The organism is Syntrophobacterales bacterium (assembly GCA_019429105.1).
In the GTDB taxonomy this organism is placed as follows: Bacteria; Desulfobacterota; Syntrophia; order Syntrophales; family UBA5619; genus DYTH01.
Genome location: JAHYJE010000023.1, coordinates 1 through 19,838 on the forward strand (window position 1 = coordinate 1; position 19,838 = coordinate 19,838).

The 19,838-nt window shown below is 51.5% G+C and carries 19 protein-coding genes; 13 read left to right on the forward strand and 6 right to left on the reverse strand.

The genetic code is table 11. The features are described from left to right. The 3 genes from K0B01_09140 to K0B01_09150 all read left to right on the forward strand — a co-directional run. Positions 1-309 (forward strand): hypothetical protein (locus K0B01_09140; protein ID MBW6486298.1); only part of this gene is annotated, 309 nt, incomplete at its 5' end. 76 nt (positions 310-385) lie between these two features. Then, the gene (locus K0B01_09145; protein MBW6486299.1) at positions 386-625 is read left to right on the forward strand and encodes a hypothetical protein; all 240 of its coding nucleotides are present in this window, start codon (positions 386-388) and stop codon (positions 623-625) included. A gap of 201 nt (positions 626-826) precedes the next feature. Beyond that, a complete protein-coding gene (locus K0B01_09150) occupies positions 827-1,024 on the forward strand; it encodes a hypothetical protein (protein ID MBW6486300.1) in 198 nt (65 codons plus the stop codon). A gap of 274 nt (positions 1,025-1,298) precedes the next feature. On the opposite strand, the gene K0B01_09155 is transcribed toward K0B01_09150, so the two are convergent. Further along, the gene (locus K0B01_09155) at positions 1,299-1,652 is read right to left on the reverse strand and encodes a hypothetical protein (protein MBW6486301.1); all 354 of its coding nucleotides are present in this window, start codon (positions 1,650-1,652) and stop codon (positions 1,299-1,301) included. An 81-nt stretch (positions 1,653-1,733) separates the two neighbouring features. Continuing rightward, positions 1,734-2,048 carry a hypothetical protein gene (locus K0B01_09160; protein ID MBW6486302.1) on the reverse strand — a complete coding sequence of 105 codons (315 nt, stop codon included), beginning with the start codon at positions 2,046-2,048 and terminating at the stop codon, positions 1,734-1,736. Positions 2,049-3,557: 1,509 nt separating this feature from the next. Here K0B01_09160 and K0B01_09165 point away from each other — a divergent pair. The 10 genes from K0B01_09165 to K0B01_09210 all read left to right on the forward strand — a co-directional run bounded on the left by K0B01_09165 (position 3,558) and on the right by K0B01_09210 (position 14,784). Then, the gene (locus K0B01_09165; protein MBW6486303.1) at positions 3,558-4,391 is read left to right on the forward strand and encodes a hypothetical protein; all 834 of its coding nucleotides are present in this window, start codon (positions 3,558-3,560) and stop codon (positions 4,389-4,391) included. Then, positions 4,348-5,346 (forward strand): flagellar motor switch protein FliM, encoded by a 999-nt coding sequence (gene fliM, locus K0B01_09170; GenBank protein MBW6486304.1) that lies wholly within the window; start codon positions 4,348-4,350, stop codon positions 5,344-5,346. Before K0B01_09165 ends, fliM begins: the two co-directional genes overlap by 44 nt. 16 nt (positions 5,347-5,362) lie before the next feature. After that, entirely contained in the window at positions 5,363-5,809 is a 447-nt protein-coding gene (gene fliN / locus K0B01_09175; GenBank protein MBW6486305.1) for a flagellar motor switch protein FliN, read from the forward strand. Positions 5,810-5,911: 102 nt separating this feature from the next. Further along, positions 5,912-6,778 carry a MinD/ParA family protein gene (locus K0B01_09180; protein ID MBW6486306.1) on the forward strand — a complete coding sequence of 289 codons (867 nt, stop codon included), beginning with the start codon at positions 5,912-5,914 and terminating at the stop codon, positions 6,776-6,778. Between the two features lie 62 nt (positions 6,779-6,840). Beyond that, positions 6,841-7,611 carry a hypothetical protein gene (locus K0B01_09185; protein ID MBW6486307.1) on the forward strand — a complete coding sequence of 257 codons (771 nt, stop codon included), beginning with the start codon at positions 6,841-6,843 and terminating at the stop codon, positions 7,609-7,611. Positions 7,612-7,707: 96 nt separating this feature from the next. Then, positions 7,708-7,941: a hypothetical protein gene (locus K0B01_09190; protein MBW6486308.1), complete on the forward strand. Its 234-nt coding sequence runs from the start codon at positions 7,708-7,710 to the stop codon at positions 7,939-7,941. A gap of 64 nt (positions 7,942-8,005) precedes the next feature. Further along, entirely contained in the window at positions 8,006-9,493 is a 1,488-nt protein-coding gene (locus K0B01_09195; GenBank protein ID MBW6486309.1) for a response regulator, read from the forward strand. Positions 9,494-9,658: 165 nt separating this feature from the next. Next, on the forward strand, positions 9,659-10,447 hold the full coding sequence (locus K0B01_09200; GenBank protein ID MBW6486310.1) for a glucose 1-dehydrogenase: 789 nt from the start codon (positions 9,659-9,661) through the stop codon (positions 10,445-10,447). 178 nt (positions 10,448-10,625) lie between these two features. Beyond that, positions 10,626-11,450, forward strand: coding sequence for a hypothetical protein (locus tag K0B01_09205; protein MBW6486311.1), 825 nt, complete (start codon positions 10,626-10,628; stop codon positions 11,448-11,450). 4 nt (positions 11,451-11,454) lie between these two features. Next, the gene (locus K0B01_09210) at positions 11,455-14,784 is read left to right on the forward strand and encodes a PAS domain S-box protein (GenBank protein MBW6486312.1); all 3,330 of its coding nucleotides are present in this window, start codon (positions 11,455-11,457) and stop codon (positions 14,782-14,784) included. Positions 14,785-14,926: 142 nt separating this feature from the next. Here the strand turns inward: K0B01_09210 and ppdK are convergent, their stop codons facing one another. Genes ppdK through K0B01_09230 form a run of 4 tightly spaced genes read right to left on the reverse strand, consistent with a single transcriptional unit; the run spans position 14,927 to position 19,822 of the window. Further along, entirely contained in the window at positions 14,927-17,656 is a 2,730-nt protein-coding gene (ppdK, locus tag K0B01_09215; GenBank protein MBW6486313.1) for a pyruvate, phosphate dikinase, read from the reverse strand. A 24-nt stretch (positions 17,657-17,680) separates the two neighbouring features. Next, the gene (locus tag K0B01_09220; protein MBW6486314.1) at positions 17,681-18,259 is read right to left on the reverse strand and encodes a LemA family protein; all 579 of its coding nucleotides are present in this window, start codon (positions 18,257-18,259) and stop codon (positions 17,681-17,683) included. Between the two features lie 33 nt (positions 18,260-18,292). After that, positions 18,293-19,024 carry a hypothetical protein gene (locus K0B01_09225; protein ID MBW6486315.1) on the reverse strand — a complete coding sequence of 244 codons (732 nt, stop codon included), beginning with the start codon at positions 19,022-19,024 and terminating at the stop codon, positions 18,293-18,295. A 15-nt stretch (positions 19,025-19,039) separates the two neighbouring features. Beyond that, positions 19,040-19,822: a TPM domain-containing protein gene (locus tag K0B01_09230; protein MBW6486316.1), complete on the reverse strand. Its 783-nt coding sequence runs from the start codon at positions 19,820-19,822 to the stop codon at positions 19,040-19,042. Between the last annotated feature and the right edge of the window lie 16 nt (positions 19,823-19,838).

The window sequence follows — 19,838 nt, forward strand, 5'->3', positions numbered from 1 at the left end:
TGCCTTTCTCTGGGCAGGAGTCCCTTCATCGAATCGGTCAAGAAACGCGAGGGGGCTCCTTTTACTTCCCCTCACCCTTCTTGGCTAAATCAGATTATTTGTCCACCATTTTCTGTGGCCGTGCTCAATGTGGAAACGCTGATCTCCACGCGGCACAAGAGGGGCTATAAGCTCAACTTTGCCAAAGAAAACGTACTGATCCTAAAAAAGCAGGATATCCTTTTGATTGCTTTGGCCGTCATTTTACGGTGGAATGAGCTTTTCTCCGACTTCATTCTGGATATAGAAGAATTGCTCATTCTTTGCTGAGGGCGCCAGAAAAGCAGTTGATATTCAGTGGCGAAAGAGTTACATTGTGCTCAGTTAATTATGGAGGTAATGTTCAATGAGAACAATTGAAACAACCGCACGGGTGGGGAAGAACCGCAAGGCAAACCTGCTTTTGGAATTTCCGCCGGACGTTTCTCCGGGCGACTACAGAATGCTTGTGGTGGTAGATGAAAAGGCGATCGGTCCCGGCGACAACGGACATGTGGCCTTTGAATGTCAGACTTGGGACTGGAACGGCTGGCCCAAAAATACAACATTCCGGCGGGAAGAAATCTATGGCGAAAACGGACGATAAATTCTGCTTCCTCGATACAAACATCATTGTGTATGCTTCGGACAGCAGTTCTCCCTGGCATCAGTCTTCTCGAGAGAAGATCAAGAAGCTTCTCAGCGACGGATTCCGTTTGTTCATCAGTCCCCAGATATTGAGGGAGTATGTCTCGGTTGCCAGCCGGTCTACAGGAACCGAGAAACCTACTTGAGCACGGCAAGATAAATGGCACGATCACGGATACTGAAGCCAGAATTCTGGAGCGACGAGAAGCTTGCCACGGTGCCGAGGGAGGCGCGCCTTACCTTCGCGGGACTCTGGACCTGTTCCGACGACTACGGCGTCACCAAGGGACATCCCGCCTGGCTCAAGGCGCAAATCTTTCCCTATGACGTTGATCTGCCGCTTACGGAGTTCCTTTAAGTGGTAATCCTCACTTCTATTCCATATCAAATATAGCGGACTTGTAGGTGGACACAATAACCAGCGCATGTCTTTGGGGCTAACCATTACGGGTCGAACTCTGCTACAAAACCGAACCGACCGCCTTCGCTGACTACAATAATAAGTCGTTGAAATCTCAGCAATGTAAATGCTGTTAGAAAAAACCCCGCAGAGATTATGGTCGCTATCGGAAAAGAAAATCTTATAAGAACGCCACAGCGACATTAAGAAGCTCTTGCCGGACACTCAATTCTCAATACCATCGCTCATATCCAGCCTCATGTAGCGCCGTGGCTATCTCATTCAATGATTTCCTGCCAATCTTCCTGATCTTCAGTATCTTTACCGCACTCATATCGGCAATAATTTGAGGGTTCTCCAATATGTCTTCTGAACCGAAATATTCAGTTAATGCAATTTGAACCTTCTTTGATAATCGCTTTTTGAAAACTGGGGATGAATCGAAATTATCTTTTAGTTCCTTCAACCTGAGGTATATATGCCGTGCTCTTTCTATACTGATATCAAAGTCTTTTGCTATTTTACTGTATGTAGCTCCGGATTCCCTCATGGCGAAGATTTTTTCATTTCTTTCAGGTAGATTCATGGAGTAACTCTTAAATATTTTCCAAAGCAATATTATGATCGCAATGATTATCCGGCAAGAGCTGGCAACTGCCCCTTAAATTCAGCCTCTTTTATCCCTCTTTACGCCTGGCAGAAACGCTGTAAATGCCTTCACCAATGACGCTATCTGTCCGAAAAACATCTGCTGCATCTCTGCCGCCAGATGATTTCCCGGCGCCACACCCTCAAACTCCTCTGACGTGAACTTGCTGTTTTCAAACTTCTTCTCTTTGGCTTTTACGTAAGTGTTTCCGCCCACAGAAGATACTTCCCGATAGGAATACCGGAATGATAGAAACGGGCTGTTTCTTTTGACAGGATTGAGAATCTCCAGTTGTTTCACACGATCATCTTTGATTTCGGGTCTTTTTTCCATCTCAGCCTCTTTTTTGTTCGTAACAATCCGCAACTGAAATTGATTGTTTATATCAGACACATCATAGATCGAAATTGTGATAAGGTAAAGGGAAACGATATCATTCACAGCAAAAGGACTGATCAGCATGCAGTAAACAACCGCACTCACGGACCTTCAGGACCAGATAGAACGTTTGCCTTAAAAGCCGCCTCATGACTCTTGTGTATGTTGCCTGCCATAATTTCCTCCTTTTCCTCCGTTATGGCAGCCTGCCATGCACCAGGTTGCCCTGTCCAGATTTTGGGGAGTGTTATAGCCAACGGTTAGTCTGGCGGTCGGATTCTCAAGGGACTTGCGCCTACTGCGCCGGTGAATATCCCGTAAGACGGGTTCGTCGGACGGTAACAAACTGTCAAGAACTCTGAAATTGCTGGTCCGCAACAAATTGGATGCACAATCATGATTATTCTGCTATACTTCACATTGCGTGGTAGTTCACTGAAATACCGTCCAGAGCGGTACATTTTCAAACCGCCCGCTTTAGGGCAATATAAGGTTGCCACTGATATTTTTGGGGATATCACTGAGAACATCTATTCTCTAATAGCAATAAATACAATATATTAACATATCATTTCGACTCCCGCCGCCGCCCTGATTTCAGGAACTCAGGTAATTCCCGTTGTCAGTTTTGCAAGGGGAATTACCTTTCCCCTTTACCTGCAAGCCGATCTTAAATCATCGTCAGTATTCCTTCCCGGATACCGTTCCAAGGCTTTATTGGGATAGCTCGTGGCAGCCCATTTTATTCTTCCCGGTGAACGATATTTTCTCAAGGCCCGGACGGATGAATGGCAAATTCTGCAATAAAGTTATCGGGACGATTCTTTTGCAAAAATAGGGTTTAGGCGCGGGAAACTGTTTGTAAGATGATGGCATATTGTTTGCGTATAGAATAGGGAGGGGATAGTCAACGAATGGACTTTTTAGCAAGACAGTCAAGCTTTTGCCCACAATATCGTGGGACTCAACAGCGGGCTTCAGCGAATAATCTCCTAATAATATAGCTAAGTTGAAAACCCCGGGCGGGATACACAATATAAATTTGATGCTGGAGATAACTCATGTAAGCAAATGCCTATAGTGAAAATCCAAAGAGGTTCAACGTCAAAATTCTGTTTGAGTGGGCAAAAAGAAGTGTCAATATTTTGAGCCTTGGGCGAAATTACAGGCGATATTCTCTGACTTCTCGCCGGCTCAAAGGGTTTCGCTGGCGGCGGTCGTGATCACATTCCCGGCAGCGGCCTTATCGTTTACTGAAGCGGGCCGGTTGATTACAGGGTGCTTTTCTCATAGCTTTCCGGTGAATATGCCTGCGGTATGATTGGCAAACTCCGGGAAAAGCAGGGGTTCGATTCGCCGGCGGCGAGAATCGTCAAAATAATGACTAATAAAACTGCCTTATGGCAGGCGTGCCCGATCTTTTCAATATCGCCGGGCATGACAAGTCGAATGGGACGATCAGCTATGCGAGAAAAAAAGCGGTTGGCAAAACGGCTCTGCCGGATGGGTCAGCCGGCACAGGCAGATGCCCCGCAGATATTGGGGGATATCTCAAGCGACAGAGATTCGGAAAACCCGATTCTTGAAAAATTAAGGGGTGTTGACCCAGGGATACTGGCAGAATTCACAAAAAAGGAACATCCTCAGACGATAGCGCTGATTATGGCCCATCTGCTTCCCGGACAAGCGGCGGAAATTTTGGAGTGCTATTCGCCGACCCTGCAGTGCGAGATAATCAGGAGGATGGCAATTCTGAAGGAAGTGCCGTTGGAATTCATTGAGGAGGTAGCCAATACGCTGGAAAAAGAGATACCCGCAAACGCATCAGGCGAGCGCAAGCTTGGCGGCGCACGTTTTATAGGAGAGATATTGAAAAAGATGGGTCCCGCCAGCAATAGGGCGGTTATTTCCGCCCTTGATAAGATGGAGCCTGAGATTGCGTCCGCGGTTCGTAATTTCATGTTCAGTTTTGACGATGTCCTCAAACTCGATGACAAAAAAATGCAGGTGCTGTTGGGCGAGATCAGTTCCGAGGATCTTTCTCGTGCCCTTAAACTGGTTGATGAAAACGCACGGGATAAAATCTATCGCAACATGCCCAAACGGAAAGCGAAAATTATGAAGAAAAAGATCCGGATGATGCCCCCGGTACGACTTGCGGATGGGGAGTCCAGCCAAAGGAAGATAATTGAAACAATCATGAAACTTGAGGAAGCGGGGAAGATCGGTATTCGGCGAGGAGGGATGGATATAGATGGCGAACATATTGAGTCAGGAAGAGATTCGAGCCCTTCTTAGAGGTATCCCCGGAGAAGAAACAGAGGCCGCCGGAGAAACTGCTTTGGAGGGCGCTGTTCCTTATGATCTGACGAGTCAGGAAAGGATCATGCAAAGGCGGATGCCGAACCTGGAGATGGCAAACGATAAATTCGCCCGAATATTCAAGGGAACGATGTCTTCTATCCTGAGAAGGGTCGTAAACATAAAAATCATTTCGACAGAGATGCTGAGATTTTTGGAATTTACAAATACGCTTGCAGCTCCGACCAGCATGCATCTGTTCAGGATGGAGCCGCTGCGGGGAAGCGCCCTTTTTGTATTTGAGTCCGAGATTATTTTTACCCTGGTCAATTTACTTTTTGGCGGCTCCGAAACCACTCCCGATAAGATTGAGGGGCGGGAGTTTACCCCCATTGAGAACAACCTGATAAAAAAAATAGCCCTCAGCGCTTTGTCTGATCTGGAAACCGCCTGGAAGTCGTTGCTTGATATAGAAATTACCTATCTGCGCTCGGAGATTAATCCCCGGTTTGTGCAGATCGTCTCCCCTGCAGACGTAGTTATCGTGATCAATTATGAGGTGGAATTGGGGTATACAACAGGCGTAATGTCCATGTGCATTCCCTATTCATCCCTTGAACCCATCAGGGAAAAACTGCAGGCCGGCTTTCAGTGCGAAAAGGTGAAAGTGGATAAGATATGGGAGGGAAGGCTTAAGGATTATCTGATGATGGTCGGCTTGGACATTGCGGTGGAGTTGGGAAAAACCGAGATAAAGGGCAAGGATTTGGTAAAACTCCAAAAAGGGGATGTCATACGTTTGAATCAATTAGTGGCGGCTCCGCTGACCGCATTTGTGGAAGGTGTCGCAAAGTACAAGGTAGAGCCTGGTTATCACAAGGGCAATATGGCCGGGCGTATTACAGAACTAATTGCCAAAGAGGATATTGCTTATGGATCAGAAGGAGCTTGATCGTTCAAGGAACGGGATGCCTGAGTCTCCCCGGAGCGGCAAAAGGGCAGCCAAAAAGGACAGAGGTGGTAATCTTTTGGGGAACGATGTACAGAAGAAAGCATTGAAATCAAAGAAAGAGGCGACCAATGCGGAGGCAGATAAGGGTTGTTTTGATGAGCTTGTCCACAATCGTCCAAACAAAAGCCCGAATGATAAAGGTTCGCTGGATATGGAGTTTCTGCTGGATATTCCCCTCAATTTGACGGTTGAACTCGGCAGAAACCGCCTATTGATAAACGAGCTGCTGCAGCTTGGGCAGGGATCGGTAATAGAGCTTACAAAACTCGCCGGAGAACCGATGGACATATACGTCAACCAACGCTTGATCGCCAGGGGCGAAGTGGTCGTTGTCAATCAAAAATTCGGGGTACGCCTGACGGATATTGTCTCCCCCGCCGAACGGAGCAGCAGGTTCAAATGAAAGGATGGTCGGCAAAATTTCCAGGCGTCAAGTTTCAGGTGTCCGGCCCGACACTTGACCGTATTCCGGAGGGATTGGCCGTCAGGGGGTGAGGAGACAGAGATGGAGGAGGCGTTGATACTGAAAAAAATAAAAAGCGAAGAGGTTCCGAAAAATAGAAGGACCGAATCGCCGGGGGGAAAAAGTTCCTCCAAAACAAGGGTTATTTCGGTAACCAGTGGTAAAGGGGGCGTCGGGAAGACCAATATAGCCGTCAATCTTGCTGTTTCCTTGGCGCGGATGCGTAAGAAAACCCTGCTTCTCGATGCTGATGCGGGGTTGGCAAATATTGATGTAATCCTGGGTCTGACGCCTGAATATAATTTGTATCACGTATTGAAAGGGGAAAAAAGTTTTTCCGAAACGGTTATCAAAGGTCCCGGAGGGATCATGATTCTGCCTGCTTCATCGGGGATGGCGGAAATGGCGGAACTCTCAGCGGGACAAAAATTGACGCTTCTGGATGGGTTAAACGATCTTCGCAGCAGGATTGAATTCATGCTTGTTGATACGGCTGCGGGCATTGCCGGGAATGTCATGTATTTTAACGCGGCGGCCAGGGAAATTATCGTTGTGGTCTCTCCTGAGCCGGCCTCCCTTACCGACGCTTATGCCCTGATTAAGGTACTTTATCAGCGCCATGCCAAAAAAAGGTTCCGTCTGATCGTAAATATGGTAAAGAACCCGGCCGAAGCAAAAGAGGTTTGGGAGAGACTGAGCAGGGCCACCGACCATTTTCTTAACTTGACGGTAAATTATCTTGGACATGTTGTCAGCGACGAAAAGATTACGGAAGCGGTTCGCCGGCAAAAGGCGTTTGTAGAACTGTTTCCTGACTCTCCGGCAAGCAGGTGCATTCAGGAAATTGCCGAAAAGCTCGCAGAGGAGAGTCCCGATTACGAGGACGACGGGAACATATCATTTTTTTGAAATTGTTGCTGGCCTGTTGCTGGCAGCCAGATATTTTTTATAATCATGACAAGGTGAACTGCATGGATAAGGCCGACATTTACGAGAAACTGAATCAGCTTTTTGTTGAAGACATTATGGGGAAGATAATCCCCGGGGCTATTCATAACCTTTCCAACCCCCTCGGCGGCATAATAGGCAGAGTTCAGTTGATGCAGGCACGCACCTCGAAGAGTTTTGAGGCAATCGAGGTACAGCACCCTGAATTATATAAGGAGCTTGCCCTGGACAAGATAAAAAAAGACGTATCCATCCTTGCCGGAGAGTCGGAAATGATGCTTTCGATATTCAGAAACTTCGAGGGAAAGATTTTAGCGCTTTCCGCCCGTGGCCGGGAGATGATCGATATATCCAAAATGATCGCGGCGGAGCTCAAATTTGCCGATTTCTATCTGGATTTTAAGCACGAAATTAATATGACGGTGACGTTTAAGGATAACCTGCCAGTCATTTCGGGAGAAGGTCCCGGTTATTCCCTCTGCATCTCCGCCTTGATCAATTCCGCCCGGCAGAGGATGCAGAGTATGCCGGAAAAAGAGTTGACCGTTTCTGTTGATTATGACGATGTTGATATCAATATCGTTTTTCAGGACAGCGGTGAGAAGATTACCAATTCCTGTTACAAGCTTTCCGGCGGGGCAGAAATTTTTCCCGAGATAAAAAAACTTCCTGCTGCAGAGCATGGTTTGTATTACGCTTTTATGCTGCTTAAGAGCTACGGTTTCCAGATAGACGTGGATGCCCGCAGGGGGAGGAACATTATCTCGCTGCGCCTGCCTTATAAGACAGTTTAGCCGCAGAAGGTCATCCCAATCTTAAAAAATATTAAAGTTTTTGCATTTTATCGCCGATCAATGATATGCTTGGGCAAATAAGTGGGGGAGGGTTATATGGCAGCATCATTGTACAGTGTTGACAGCATGATAAATGCTTACAACAAGCATCAGCGGGTTAAGGCCAGGCACATTTCTTCTGCTGATGAGGGCGGAGAAAAAAAAGACAAGTCCGCTGATAAAGTTTATCTGTCAAAACAGGGTATTGAGGCGGAAGATATCTGCAATAAGTTAACGGACAAGCTTATCGATACCATGCTGAAAGACGACAAGAAAAAAATGAAGGCATAGGCGTCGATTCTGTTTCCTCATTCTTTTCCCATATTTTCTCTTGAAATCGGAAGGGTGGCTGATTTTGCCTGATGTCGTAAAAATGGAAAAAGTGAAGAGTAAGGTTGTTCTGGTTGTAGATGATTACGCGCCCACACGGAACCTGATTGTCGAGGCGCTTGAGCAGCAGGGGAATTATGAAGGACTGGAAGCCGAAAACGGGATTGAGGCGATCAAGTTTTTAGAGAAAAACCCCTGCGAAATGGTCATTACCGACGTCATGATGCCCGGCATGGGCGGCATGGAATTGCTGCAGTCGATGCGGGAGAGGGATTTTTATATTCCGGTTATCATGATGACCTCCCGGCCCGCTGTTGACCTTACTGTCTCCGCGATGAAAAACGGTGTCGTTGATTTTCTGCAGAAGCCGTTTGATATCGATAAACTGCTTTTTAAGGTCGATTTGTATCTCCGGGAAGGTTCTGTTCCCAACCCGGTCTCCCCCCAGGATTCCCTGGCCATGAAAGAGGAACGGGAGCAACTCTCCCTGAAAAGTTATGTCTATGAAGCGGTGGAGCGGGCCGCCGGGGATAATGACGAGATTTTTCAGACCATTGTCGAGTTGGCTATGAGGATTGTCGATGGGGAAAGCTGCGCGCTTTTGCTCTACGACAAGGAGTACCGTAAATTTTATCCGAAGGCCCAGAAGGGGGAGGATTATGATTTTTACCGGTCAAACACCGCCTCGACCATAACCGGTATTTATCAGGAGGCGATCGATAAAAAAGACGCGGTGATGGTGCATTCCGATAGTGATCCCTTTATCTTGCCTTCGCTGATTTGCGCGCCCCTGCTGATACGCGGGAGCGTTTTGGGAGTGCTTAGCATCCGGAAGAAGAGAACTGGCGGGGTATTTACCAAAAACGATCTCCATCAGATTTTGAGCCTGGCGAAAAGGGCCTCCCTGAATCTCGAAAACAAAATCCTCTATGAAAGCATGTATGATAATTTGACGAGTACCTTTATGGCGCTCGTGGCGGCGATTCAGGTGCGGGATCATTACACGGAGGAACATTCCCGCCGCGTTGCAGAAACATCCGTTAAGATAGCCCAAAAAATGTGCCTGCCGCCTCCCGAGGTGGAACGGCTGCGGATCGCCTCGCTGCTCCACGATCTTGGGAAAATATCGATTCCCGACAACGTGCTTCTCAAGCCGGGCAATCTTACCGAAAAAGAATTTGAAATTATCAGGCAGCATCCCCTTACCGGCGATGCTATACTGAGTTACATTCCCCTGCTTGACGATGAGCGGTTGATAGTTCGTCACCACCATGAACGGTGGGACGGCGGGGGCTATCCCGATGGTTTTGCCGGGAATGATATCCCGCCTTTGGCGCGGATCATGGCGGTTGCGGATTCCTTCGACGCGATGACGAGCGATCGTCCCTACAGAAAAGGATTGCACCATGAAACGGCAATCTACGACATTAAAACAAACAAAAACAAGCAGTTCGACAAAAAAATTGTGGACGTTTTTCTGGGAATTCTGGAGGATGATAATAGCTTTTCCTGAGAGCCAATTGCAAAACTATTTGTCATTCCCGAATGCTTCTATCGGGAATACGGTTTTTCAATCAGTTATAACCAGATTCCCGCTTAAAATCATTGCGGGAATGACAGAATGTGAGAGTTTTGCAATTGGCTCAGTATTCCTGATTTTTTTTGGGGGGGGTAGTTGATGCGACTGAACGATTTATTCAGTTTGCGCGGCAAGGTCGCCTTGATTACGGGCGGGGGCCGGGGGATAGGGAAATTCATCGCAACCGGTTTTGCCGAGGCTGGCGCCGATCTCATTCTCGTCTCCCGGAAGATGAAAAACCTGGAAGCGACGGCGAAGGCCCTTTCCGAAGAATTTGGCGTCAGGGCAATTCCCCTTGCCTGCGATGTCGGAAGCCCCGACGATATCGAGGCGATGCTGAAAAAGTCGCAGGAACTCTTTCCCCGGATCGATGTTCTTGTGAACAACGCCGGCGCTTCCTGGGGGGCGCCAACACTGGATTTTCCGCTTGAGCAGTGGGATCGCCTTTTTGCTGTGAACGTGCGCGGGGTCTGGATAATAACCCAGAAGGTGGCGCAGCTTATGAAAGAGCAGGGCGGCGGCAATATCATCAACATCTCGTCTGTGATGGGTTTCCGGGGGTCTGAAGAGCTGGTGCATCCAGCGGTTCCCTACAACTCCACAAAGGCGGCGATAAATCTGCTGACGATGAATCTGGCAGTCAAGCTTGCCCCTTATCATATCCGCGTCAATGCGATTGCCCCCGGCTTTTTCCGGACCGACATGATGGCCTATATTGAAAAGCCGGAATTCAAGGCCGCCCATGACCTGACGCTGGCCGCCATCCCGCTCGGCCGCATCGGCGATATTGACGACATGAAGGGGCTTGCCGTTTTTCTTGCCTCCAACGCCTCCGCCTACATGACCGGGCAGATACTGATCAACGACGGCGGCATGCTTGCGAAATAGCAAAAATAAAAATATCAATCACAGCTTGTGTTTTGTGCAATAATTGGGGATGGGTATAAGGATAATCCCCCATGACGGCCTGCCGCCCCAAAGCAGGATGAAAATTGGCGGGACGCGCCTTGTCGCGTCCGGGGCGGCTTTATGGGCATTAAGCTTCGCTTTCAGTTAAGGAGAAACAGTGAATAAAGAACCGGCAGATGCCGCAACCGTTGTTCTGCTTTCCCACCGATCTTCGGGCGGTTGCGAGGTATTCCTTATGAAACGGGTGAAGAGCCGCACCTACCGGGAGGAAATCTATGTTTTCCCCGGCGGCCTGCTGGAGGAGGCCGATCTCGATCCGGAATTGGAGGGCTGTGCGGGGGAATTCAGCGGTGTAAAAGCGCAGCGTCTTCTCCAGGAACCTGATATTTCTGAATCTTTGGCCCTTGGCCTGTTTATGGCGGCGATAAGGGAAACATTTGAAGAAGCCGGGGTTCTGCTGGCGCGTGCTTCCTCCGGGGGAGTCGTTGACCTGGTGGAACCGGCTGCGGCCTCCCGTTTTGCCGGCTATCGGCGGGAAATCTATCAGCGGCGGCTGTCCTTGCGCGAGTTGGCAAGCACGGAGAAACTGGTTTTTGCGCCTGATCTGCTTGTTCCCTATTCGCATTGGATAACACCGGAGATTGTCCCCCGTCGTTTCAACGCCCGCATTTTTTTGGCGCTTCTCCCTGCCGGTCAGAAGCCGGAGCATGACAATCTCGAACTGACTGATTCCTGCTGGCTGACCCCCGAACGGGCGATTGCCGCCTACAGCGCCCGCCGGATGTTCATGATGCCCCCCACCATCAGGACCATTGAGGAACTGAATGAATCCCCCGATGCCGAAGAATTATTGACGACATCCCGCAGTCGAAAAATAGAGGTCATCCTACCCGAGGCGGTCCGGATGGCAGAGGGTTTAAAGGTGCGTCTGCCGGATGGTCGGGAATATTTCCCCGCGCCGAAGTCGCTGGAGGCAAACTGATTCCATGATGCGCAGCCGTTTTACAATCAGGAAAGTCTTGACGTTAAACTTCATTCTTGTGGCCATTGTGCCCCTGGCGCTGGTCGGCGCCATTGCTCTCCAGATATTTTCCAGAACGATAGAGCAGGATATATCCAATAGAAACGTACAGATTGCCCTTGCACTGTCGGGAGAAATAGACAGATTCATCGCCGAACCGCTCCGGGTTCTGGCGCTTGTCAACGACCGCAGTGGATACACGCGGCAAGGCGTCAATCATGATGATTTCCTGCGCCTGCTGCAGGGTCGGTTCGCTGTTTTTGAACGGATTGAATTAGTCGATCGGCAAGGTAGAATAAGATATACGGGGCCTTTCCAAAAAGAGCGGATAAACACGGATATATCCGGACAGCCCTTTTTCCGGGAAGCTCTGGCAACGGGGCAGGTTGTCTTTTCGGATACCTTCCCCTCCTTGTTGACCGATTTGCCGACAATCGCCGTGGCCCTGCCCGGGAAAGAGACGGTTGCCTTAGGCTATCTCAACCTTGCCGAGCTTAAAGGCATTATCAATAAGGTCAGCATCGGAAAGACCGGTTATGCCGTCGTCTTCGACCGGCTCGGCAACATCATTGCCCATCACGAACAGCGGCTTGTTGACGAGCGCGTAAACATCAAGCAGGCCGAACCGGTCAGGCGGGCCTTAAACGGTGAAACCGGAACCTTTCCCTACATTTTCCGCAATCAACAAAAAATTGGCAGCACGGCGATTGCCTCCGCCACCGGCTGGGTGGTGTTGGTAGCCCAGTCCAAGGAAGATGCTTTTGGCAAGATTGCGGAAATGAGAACCATCTATCTGGCGAGTGTGGCGGCCGTGGCCTTGCTGGCATTGCTTTTAGCCGCTCTGGTTTTAAAAAAACCCCTGCGGTCCGTGTCCGGTCTGGTTGCCGCCGCAAAAAAGATTGCCGAGGGGGACTACCGGCTCGAAGATATGCTGCCCAGTTATCCGGAAATAGATTTGCTGGCGGACGGATTCAAAGGGATGGTCGAGGAAATAGCCAATCGCGAGAATGCCCTGTTGAAGACAGAAGAACGATACCGGAATCTTGTCGAGGGGAGCTTTGAAGGGATATTCGTCCAGAAGGGCCTGAAGATAATCTTCGTTAATCAGCGCCTTTGCGAGATGCTGGGCTACGAGGAAAACGAGTTGCTCAAGGAGGAGCATTGGCGCATCTATGCTCCCGAATATCGCCAAATTACAAAGGAGAGAGCCATAGCGCGCCTGAAAGGCGAGGTTGTGACGCCGCGCTATGAGGTAAAGCTGTTGCGGAAGGACGGATCTTCTTTTGCGGGGGAGATCTCGGCCCGGGTTATAAAGATCGAAAATGAGCCGGGCATCCAGGTCTGGGTAAGGGACCTCTCGGAGCAGAAAAGGGCGGAGCAGGAGAGGGCGCTTTCCGAACAACGCTTCGGGCAACTTTACAATTCCGTTTCCGATCTGATCTACACTCAGGATTTTGAGGGTCGTTTTCTCTCGGCGAACAGGGCGATGTTTGATTTCTTTGGTTATGCCGACTATGAATTTATCGGGAGAAAAACTACCGATTTCATGAAACCGGAGATGGCCCCTCTTTTTGAAACCGAATACCTGGAAACGATCATGAAACTGGGACATTATGAGGGGACATCCGCCTATTTTACCAAGGACAAAGATATTGTCTATCTCGAGTACAAAAGCGATCTTGTCCGTCCCCCGCAGGGTGAGCCTTTTATCAGCGGCATCGCCCGGGATGTCACCGAACGTATTCTTGCCGGCAGGGCGATCCGGAAAAGCGAGGAAAATATGCGGGCGGTGCTGGATGCCTCCCCCAATCCGATTGTGGCTTACGATCCGGCCGGGCGTGTTCGTTTTATCAACAGGGCTTTCACCAACATTTTCGGTTGGACGCTGGACGATTTGCAGGGGAAAACGATTCCTTTTGTACCGGATGATCAGAGGGACAAAACAGTGGGACCCATCAGGGAACTGTTCAGGAGGAAAGAGCCGACGCCCATAACGATGGAAACAACGCGTCTGACCAAGGATGGAACAATTCTTGATATTTATGTAAGCGCCGCGTTGATCCTCGACTCGAAGGGAGAGCCGGCGGGGATGGTTGCGTCGCTTTCGGACATAACGCAAAAGAAGAAGCTGGAGGCGCATCTTCAGCAGGCGCAGAAGATGGAGGCAATCGGTCTCCTCGCCGGCGGCATTGCCCATGATTTCAACAACATGCTGATGGGAATCCAGGGTAACGTTTCGCTTGCCCTCCTCAATGCGGGCCTGGATGACAAGCTGCGCCGGAACATCGAGAACATCGAAGCGCTGGTGGGCAGGGGGGCAAACCTGACGAGGCAGCTTTTAGGGTTTGCCCGGGGCGGGAAGTACGAGGTCAAGCAACATGATTTAGGTGAGATACTGAAGGAAGAGGGGGAGCTTTTTGGCGACACCAGAAAGGACATAGTGATAGAGATAAAGTCTGAGCCGGATCTATGGAAGGTCGAGGCTGATCGTTCCCAGATGGAGCAGGTGTTGATGAATCTCTTCGTCAATGCCGGTCAGGCGATGCCCACCGGGGGCCAGCTTTATCTGAATGCCAAAAATGTCATTATCGATGATAATTTTGTAAGGCCCTTCGATATCAGTACCGGCAGGTATGTTGTGGTTTCAGTTATGGACACGGGCCAGGGAATGGACGAAGCCACGAAAAAAAGGATATTTGAGCCGTTTTTTACAACCCGGGAAAGGGGAAAAGGCACCGGGCTCGGCCTTGCCTCCGTTTACGGGATAATTAAAAATCATGGCGGCTTTATTAACGTTTACAGTGAACCAGGCAAGGGCGCATCCTTCAATATTTACCTGCCGGCAAGCAATTCCGGGACGGCAAAAATTGAACCGAAATCCGGAAGAGAAGCGGGATTTATCGCAGGAGAGGGAACTATCCTCCTGGTCGATGACGAGCAGATGATTCTGGATGTCGGAAAAGTGATGCTGGAAGCCATGGGGTATAAGGTTTTGACTGTTGCCGACGGCAGTGAAGCGATCGCAAAATTCACCGCCGTCAAAAACGGGGCAGGGGAGGTGGAAAAGATCGATCTGGTGATTCAGGATATGATTATGCCGGAGGTGGGGGGCGGCGCTGTTTTTGACCGCTTGAAGGAGATCGATCCGAATGTAAAGGTACTCCTTTCCAGCGGTTACAGCATCAACGGCCAGGCCAAGGAGATACTCGCCCGCGGCTGTCGGGGTTTCCTGCAGAAGCCGTTTTCGATGGAGGCGCTGAGCCGCAAGGTGTCTGAGGTTATGAACGCGCCGTGAAATTACCGTTGAAAACGATGCTTTCAAAATATTGAATTTATTGCGTTTATATTCACTCCCCTTCAAGGGGAGGGCAAGGGTGGGGATGGGTTCGCCCCGCATTTTCATTCTCCGTCTCTGTGCGCCTCGCAAGGGCAGGCGATTATGCTGCCGCTTTTCCGGCCTTGATCGCCGCCTGGGCGGCGGCGAGGCGGGCAATCGGCACCCGGAACGGGGAGCAGCTTACATAGGTGAGGCCCAGTTCATAACAGAACTCGACGGAGGCCGGGTCTCCCCCGTGTTCTCCGCAGATGCCTATCTTGAGATTCGGGCGAGTCGCACGTCCTCTTTCGACGGATATCTTGATCAACTGGCCGACGCCGTCGCGATCGATCGTCTGGAACGGATCGGCGGGGAGGAGTTTTTTGTCAAGGTAATCATGCATGAAGCCGCCGATGTCGTCGCGGCTGAAGCCGAAGGTCATCTGGGTCAGGTCGTTGGTGCCGAACGAGAAGAATTCGCAGTTCTTCGCCATCCGGTCGGATAAAAGCGCGGCGCGAGGGATCTCGATCATTGTGCCGTATTTGTACTCCAGTTCCTTCATCCCGAATTTTTCCATGACCTCCTTGTAGATGCGGTCGGTTACCCGCTTGGTCGTTTCGGTCTCGGAGACGTCGCAGGTGACAGGCACCATGATCTCCGGCAGGCATTTTCTGCCCTCTGCGACAAGTTCTGCCGCTGACTCGAAGATCGCGCGCACCTGCATCTCGGTGACTTCCGGGTAGGTGATGCCGAGGCGAACCCCGCGGTGCCCCATCATCGGGTTTGATTCGTGGAGTTCCTCGCCCCGTTTTTTTACCTCCTCCGGGGTTATTGCAAGCGAGCGGGCAAGCTCTGCCTGCTTTTCGGCGTCTTGCGGTACGAATTCGTGCAGCGGCGGGTCGAGGAGCCTGATTGTTACCGGGAGCCCCTCCATAGCCTTGAGCGTCCCTTTGATGGAGGCCTTGACGAATGGATAAAGTTCGTTCAGGGCGGCTTTTCTTTCTTCCCCGGTATTGCTCAAAATCATCTTGCGCAGGAAGAAGAGGGGCTCAGCGGAGCCTTCGCCATAGAACATGTGCTCGGTGCGCAAAAGCCCGATCCCCTCGGCGCCGAAGGCGCGGGCGACGGTTGCGTCCCTTGGGGTGTCGGCGTTGGTGCGGACGCCCATTGTGCGAAACTTGTCCGCGAGGGTCATGAACTGCTGGAAACGGGGGTTTTCGGTCGCATCCATCATTGGGAGAGCGCCTCGGTAAACATGCCCCCGTGTGCCGTTCAGCGTGACGATGTCGCCTTCTTTCAAGACGATAGAGGAACCGCTGATTTTTGCGGTTTTGGTTTTGGCGTCCACCTGCAGGCAGCCGGCGCCGACGATGCAGCATTTTCCCCAGCCGCGGGCAACGAGGGCCGCATGCGACGTCATGCCGCCCCGGGCGGTGAGGATGCCGACTGCCGCCCGCATCCCTTCGACGTCCTCCGGGTTTGTTTCTTCGCGGATCAGGAGGCACTTCCTGCCGGCCCGGGCGGAGGCCACTGCGTCTTCGGCGGTGAAGACAAGCGCCCCGGATGCCGCTCCCGGCCCGGCCGGAAGCCCCTTGGCAATGGCTGCGTGTCTGGCTTCGGCACTAGTGTCGATTATCGGATAGAGCAGCTCAACCAACTGCACCGGGTTAACGCGCGTAACGGCTGTTTTTTCGTCGATGAGTCCCGCCTCAAGCATATCGAGGGCCATGTTCAGGGAGGCAATGCCGGTGCGTTTGCCGACGCGGCACTGGAGCATCCAGAGCTTTCCCTCCTGGATGGTGAATTCGATATCGAGCATATCCCGGTAGTTCTTTTCGAGTTTATTGCGGATGTCGTCCAGCTCCTCGTAGGTTTCCGGCATGGCGTGCTGGAGGCTGACAAGGTGTTTGTTCTGTTCGTTTTTGGTGTCGTCGTTGATCGGACTCGGGGTGCGGATCCCGGCGACGACGTCTTCGCCCTGGGCGTTGACGAGCCACTCGCCGTAGAACTTGTTGTCCCCGGTGGCGGGGTCGCGGGTGAAGGCCACTCCCGTTGCGGAAGAGTCGCCCATGTTGCCGAAGACCATTGCCTGGACGTTGACGGCGGTTCCCCAGTCGTCCGGGATGCCCTCTATCCGCCTGTAAGAAATGGCCTTTTTCCCGTTCCAGCTCTTGAAGACCGCCGCGATTGCCCCCCACAACTGCTCCAGCGGGTCGTCGGGAAAGGGTTTGCCAAGGTGTTTTTCGATCAGTTTCTTGAAATCTTCCGCGAGTTTCTGAAGTTCCTCGGCGGTAAGCTCCGTATCGGACAAATAGCCTCGGCGGTGTTTCACCTCGTCGAGTTTTTCATCGAGCAGCTTGCGGATGCCCTTTCCCGTTGCCGGTTCCAGCCCTTCCGCCTTTTCCATGACGACGTCGGCGTACATCATGATCAGCCTGCGGTAAGAATCCCAGACGAAGCGAGGGTTTCCGGTCTTGGCAATCATCCCGGGGATGGTCGCGGTGCAGAGTCCCACATTCAAAACGGTGTCCATCATGCCGGGCATGGAGGAGCGCGCCCCGGAGCGGCAGGAGACAAGCAGCGGATTGACCGGGTCTCCGTATTTCATCGCCATGATCGCCTCTGTTTGCCTGAGGGCGGCGGGAACCTGTTCTTTCAGCTCTCCGGGAAGTTTGCAGTCATTTTCGTAATAGGCGGTGCAGCACTCCGTGCTGATTGTGAAGCCCGCCGGCACGGGAATCCCCAGCGCGCACATCTCGGCGAGATTGGCGCCCTTGCCTCCCAAAAGATTCTTGTCGCTTGCCTTGCCCTCGGCGGCGGCGCCGCCGAACGTGAATACGTACTTCGTCATGCAGAATCTCCTTTTTCCTCTATTTTATTGAAATTTTACCTGTGGCACGGCTTGGGCGGCCGCCGGCGCCTCAAAGAAGGCGGCCTTTGTGAAGCCGAACATCCCGGCCACCATATTGGCGGGGAAGCTGCGGATCAGCACGTTGTAGGTTTGTACCGCTTCGTTGTAACGCTTTCTCTCGACGGCGATCCGGTTTTCCGTTCCGGCCAGCTCATCCTGGAGCCGCAGAAAATTTACATTGGACTTTAAATCCGGGTACTTTTCGACAACGACCAAAAGCCTGCTCAAGGCGCCGGTAAGCTCGTTATTGGTCTTTATTTTATCGGGAACGTTTGACGCCCCGCCTACCCGGGCGCGCGCGTTGGTCACCTCGACAAGCACGTCCTTTTCCTGTTTCGCATAGCCCTTGACCGTTTCCACCAGATTCGGGATCAGGTCGTATCGGCGCTGGAGCTGATTTTCCACCTGCGCCCAGGACGCCTTGACCCCCTCGTCAAGGGTGACGAACTGGTTGTACGTGCCCTTGAAAAAGGAGTAAAAGGCGCCGACCAACAACACGATCACGATGACGGCGATCAATAATATTTTCTTTCCACTTGTCATAACATCCTCCTGTGTTTTTTTATATTCGTTGATTTACACTTCCAGCCGGTCTATCTGTTTGCAGAGGCGGCCGACGGACAGCAAATAGTTTTGGAAGAGCGTTTTTATTTCCGCTGCGGAAAAATGATCGGCCCCCCTCCGGACATCCTCGCAATTAAGAAAGACGTGCGCGTTGAAACCAAAGGCATCCCCTGCGGCAGTTATAATGTCTCGTTTATTGTCGGGAATTTCCATACCTTTCATATAGAGCAGGGCGCCGAAGAGGGAGATGAAAGAGGTCAGCGAAAGGCCGATCAGCTCCTTGATTTTTCTAGGTTTTCCTTCCGTCGCCAGCCAGCCTGTCCGCAAATGCAGTAGTTTTCCGCGGAGTTCCCGCTCGATCTGGAGACGGACGTACTTATTGTCGAACGTAAGCGGCGCCAGCAGGTCTTCGCCGTAAACGAGCCTGTAGCGGTGTTTGATGTTCAAGAATTCCACCGGGTACGAGTCCAGGGCGCCGGATATGTAAGAAGGGGTGAAGAAGAGGGGCTGCGCTACCGCGCTTTTGCTCCACCTCTTGACAATTTCCATAGCGTTTTCCAGCGATTCGACGCCCTTTTCGGTCAGGGTTATCATGAAATTGAGGTCCGATTTGCCGGGCAGGTAATCAGCCCCGGCACCGCTGCCGTAAAGAATAATTGACAGCAGTTCATCGCCAAAAACCGCCTGGCAGTCAGCGATGATAACAGGGAAAATATCTTCAGGTTTTTTCGGTATTTTGGACATGTGCCACCCCCTTTTTCAGAATCCGCGGCTCGAGCCGCCCCCGCCGCTCATCCCGCCGCCAAACCCGCCGAAGCCGCCGCCGAAACCGCCGCCGCCGCCGCGCCTTCCCCCGCCGCCGCTGGTCATCAGCAACAGCAGAATCCAGGGCAGCATGGCCCGGCCCTGTTTTGTCCCGAGGAGAAATCCCGCGGCGACAATCAGCAATAATAATTGGAAAATGCTTATTTTTCTTTGCGGTCTCGCCTGCCGTTGGGGCGGGCTGTTTACGCCTCCGGCGCCGATGGTTACGCCGGCGTCTTTGGCGACGATCGTGGCAATAATCGATAATGTTTCATAAAGGCCCTTGCCGTAATCGCCGGCGCGAAAATTGGGAACGGCGTACTGATCGAGAATTTCGCCGGTCAGGCCGTCGGGCAGGATGCCCTCCACCCCGTAACCTGTTTCGATGCGAACCCGCCTTTCCTTTACGGTCAGAAGGATCAGCGCCCCCTTGTCCTCGCCTTTTTTCCCGATTCCCCACGACTGGTAAAGGCGGTTGGCATAGTCGTTCAGGTCGCCCTCCCCGATTGTGGGTACGGTGGCGACAACCAGAGCCGTTCCCGTGCTTTGAAAAATTTCCCGGGCGATATTTTCCATTGGGGCTTTATAGGCGTCCGGAATTACGCCGGCGAAGTCGTTGATCGCCCCCGCTGGTTTCGGAAAGGCGGCATCGGCTGCCGCAGCCATTGACGTGAAAGTCAGGAAGGCCAGGGCAAACAGCAGAAAGACGATTATTTTGAAGGAGTATTTATTTTTCATCCATGTATCATAACCA

Bases quoted from the DNA above. Each gene is read 5' to 3' on its own strand.
- K0B01_09145 (MBW6486299.1), top strand. From the start codon at position 386: ATGAGAACAATTGAAACAACCGCACGGGTGGGGAAGAACCGCAAGGCA.
- K0B01_09150 (MBW6486300.1), top strand. From the start codon at position 827: ATGGCACGATCACGGATACTGAAGCCAGAATTCTGGAGCGACGAGAAG.
- K0B01_09155 (MBW6486301.1), bottom strand. From the start codon at position 1,652: ATGAATCTACCTGAAAGAAATGAAAAAATCTTCGCCATGAGGGAATCC.
- K0B01_09160 (MBW6486302.1), bottom strand. From the start codon at position 2,048: ATGGAAAAAAGACCCGAAATCAAAGATGATCGTGTGAAACAACTGGAG.
- K0B01_09165 (MBW6486303.1), top strand. From the start codon at position 3,558: ATGCGAGAAAAAAAGCGGTTGGCAAAACGGCTCTGCCGGATGGGTCAG.
- fliM (MBW6486304.1), top strand. From the start codon at position 4,348: ATGGCGAACATATTGAGTCAGGAAGAGATTCGAGCCCTTCTTAGAGGT.
- fliN (MBW6486305.1), top strand. From the start codon at position 5,363: ATGCCTGAGTCTCCCCGGAGCGGCAAAAGGGCAGCCAAAAAGGACAGA.
- K0B01_09180 (MBW6486306.1), top strand. From the start codon at position 5,912: ATGGAGGAGGCGTTGATACTGAAAAAAATAAAAAGCGAAGAGGTTCCG.
- K0B01_09185 (MBW6486307.1), top strand. From the start codon at position 6,841: ATGGATAAGGCCGACATTTACGAGAAACTGAATCAGCTTTTTGTTGAA.
- K0B01_09190 (MBW6486308.1), top strand. From the start codon at position 7,708: ATGGCAGCATCATTGTACAGTGTTGACAGCATGATAAATGCTTACAAC.
- K0B01_09200 (MBW6486310.1), top strand. From the start codon at position 9,659: ATGCGACTGAACGATTTATTCAGTTTGCGCGGCAAGGTCGCCTTGATT.
- K0B01_09210 (MBW6486312.1), top strand. From the start codon at position 11,455: ATGATGCGCAGCCGTTTTACAATCAGGAAAGTCTTGACGTTAAACTTC.
- ppdK (MBW6486313.1), bottom strand. From the start codon at position 17,656: ATGACGAAGTACGTATTCACGTTCGGCGGCGCCGCCGCCGAGGGCAAG.
- K0B01_09220 (MBW6486314.1), bottom strand. From the start codon at position 18,259: ATGACAAGTGGAAAGAAAATATTATTGATCGCCGTCATCGTGATCGTG.
- K0B01_09225 (MBW6486315.1), bottom strand. From the start codon at position 19,024: ATGTCCAAAATACCGAAAAAACCTGAAGATATTTTCCCTGTTATCATC.
- K0B01_09230 (MBW6486316.1), bottom strand. From the start codon at position 19,822: ATGAAAAATAAATACTCCTTCAAAATAATCGTCTTTCTGCTGTTTGCC.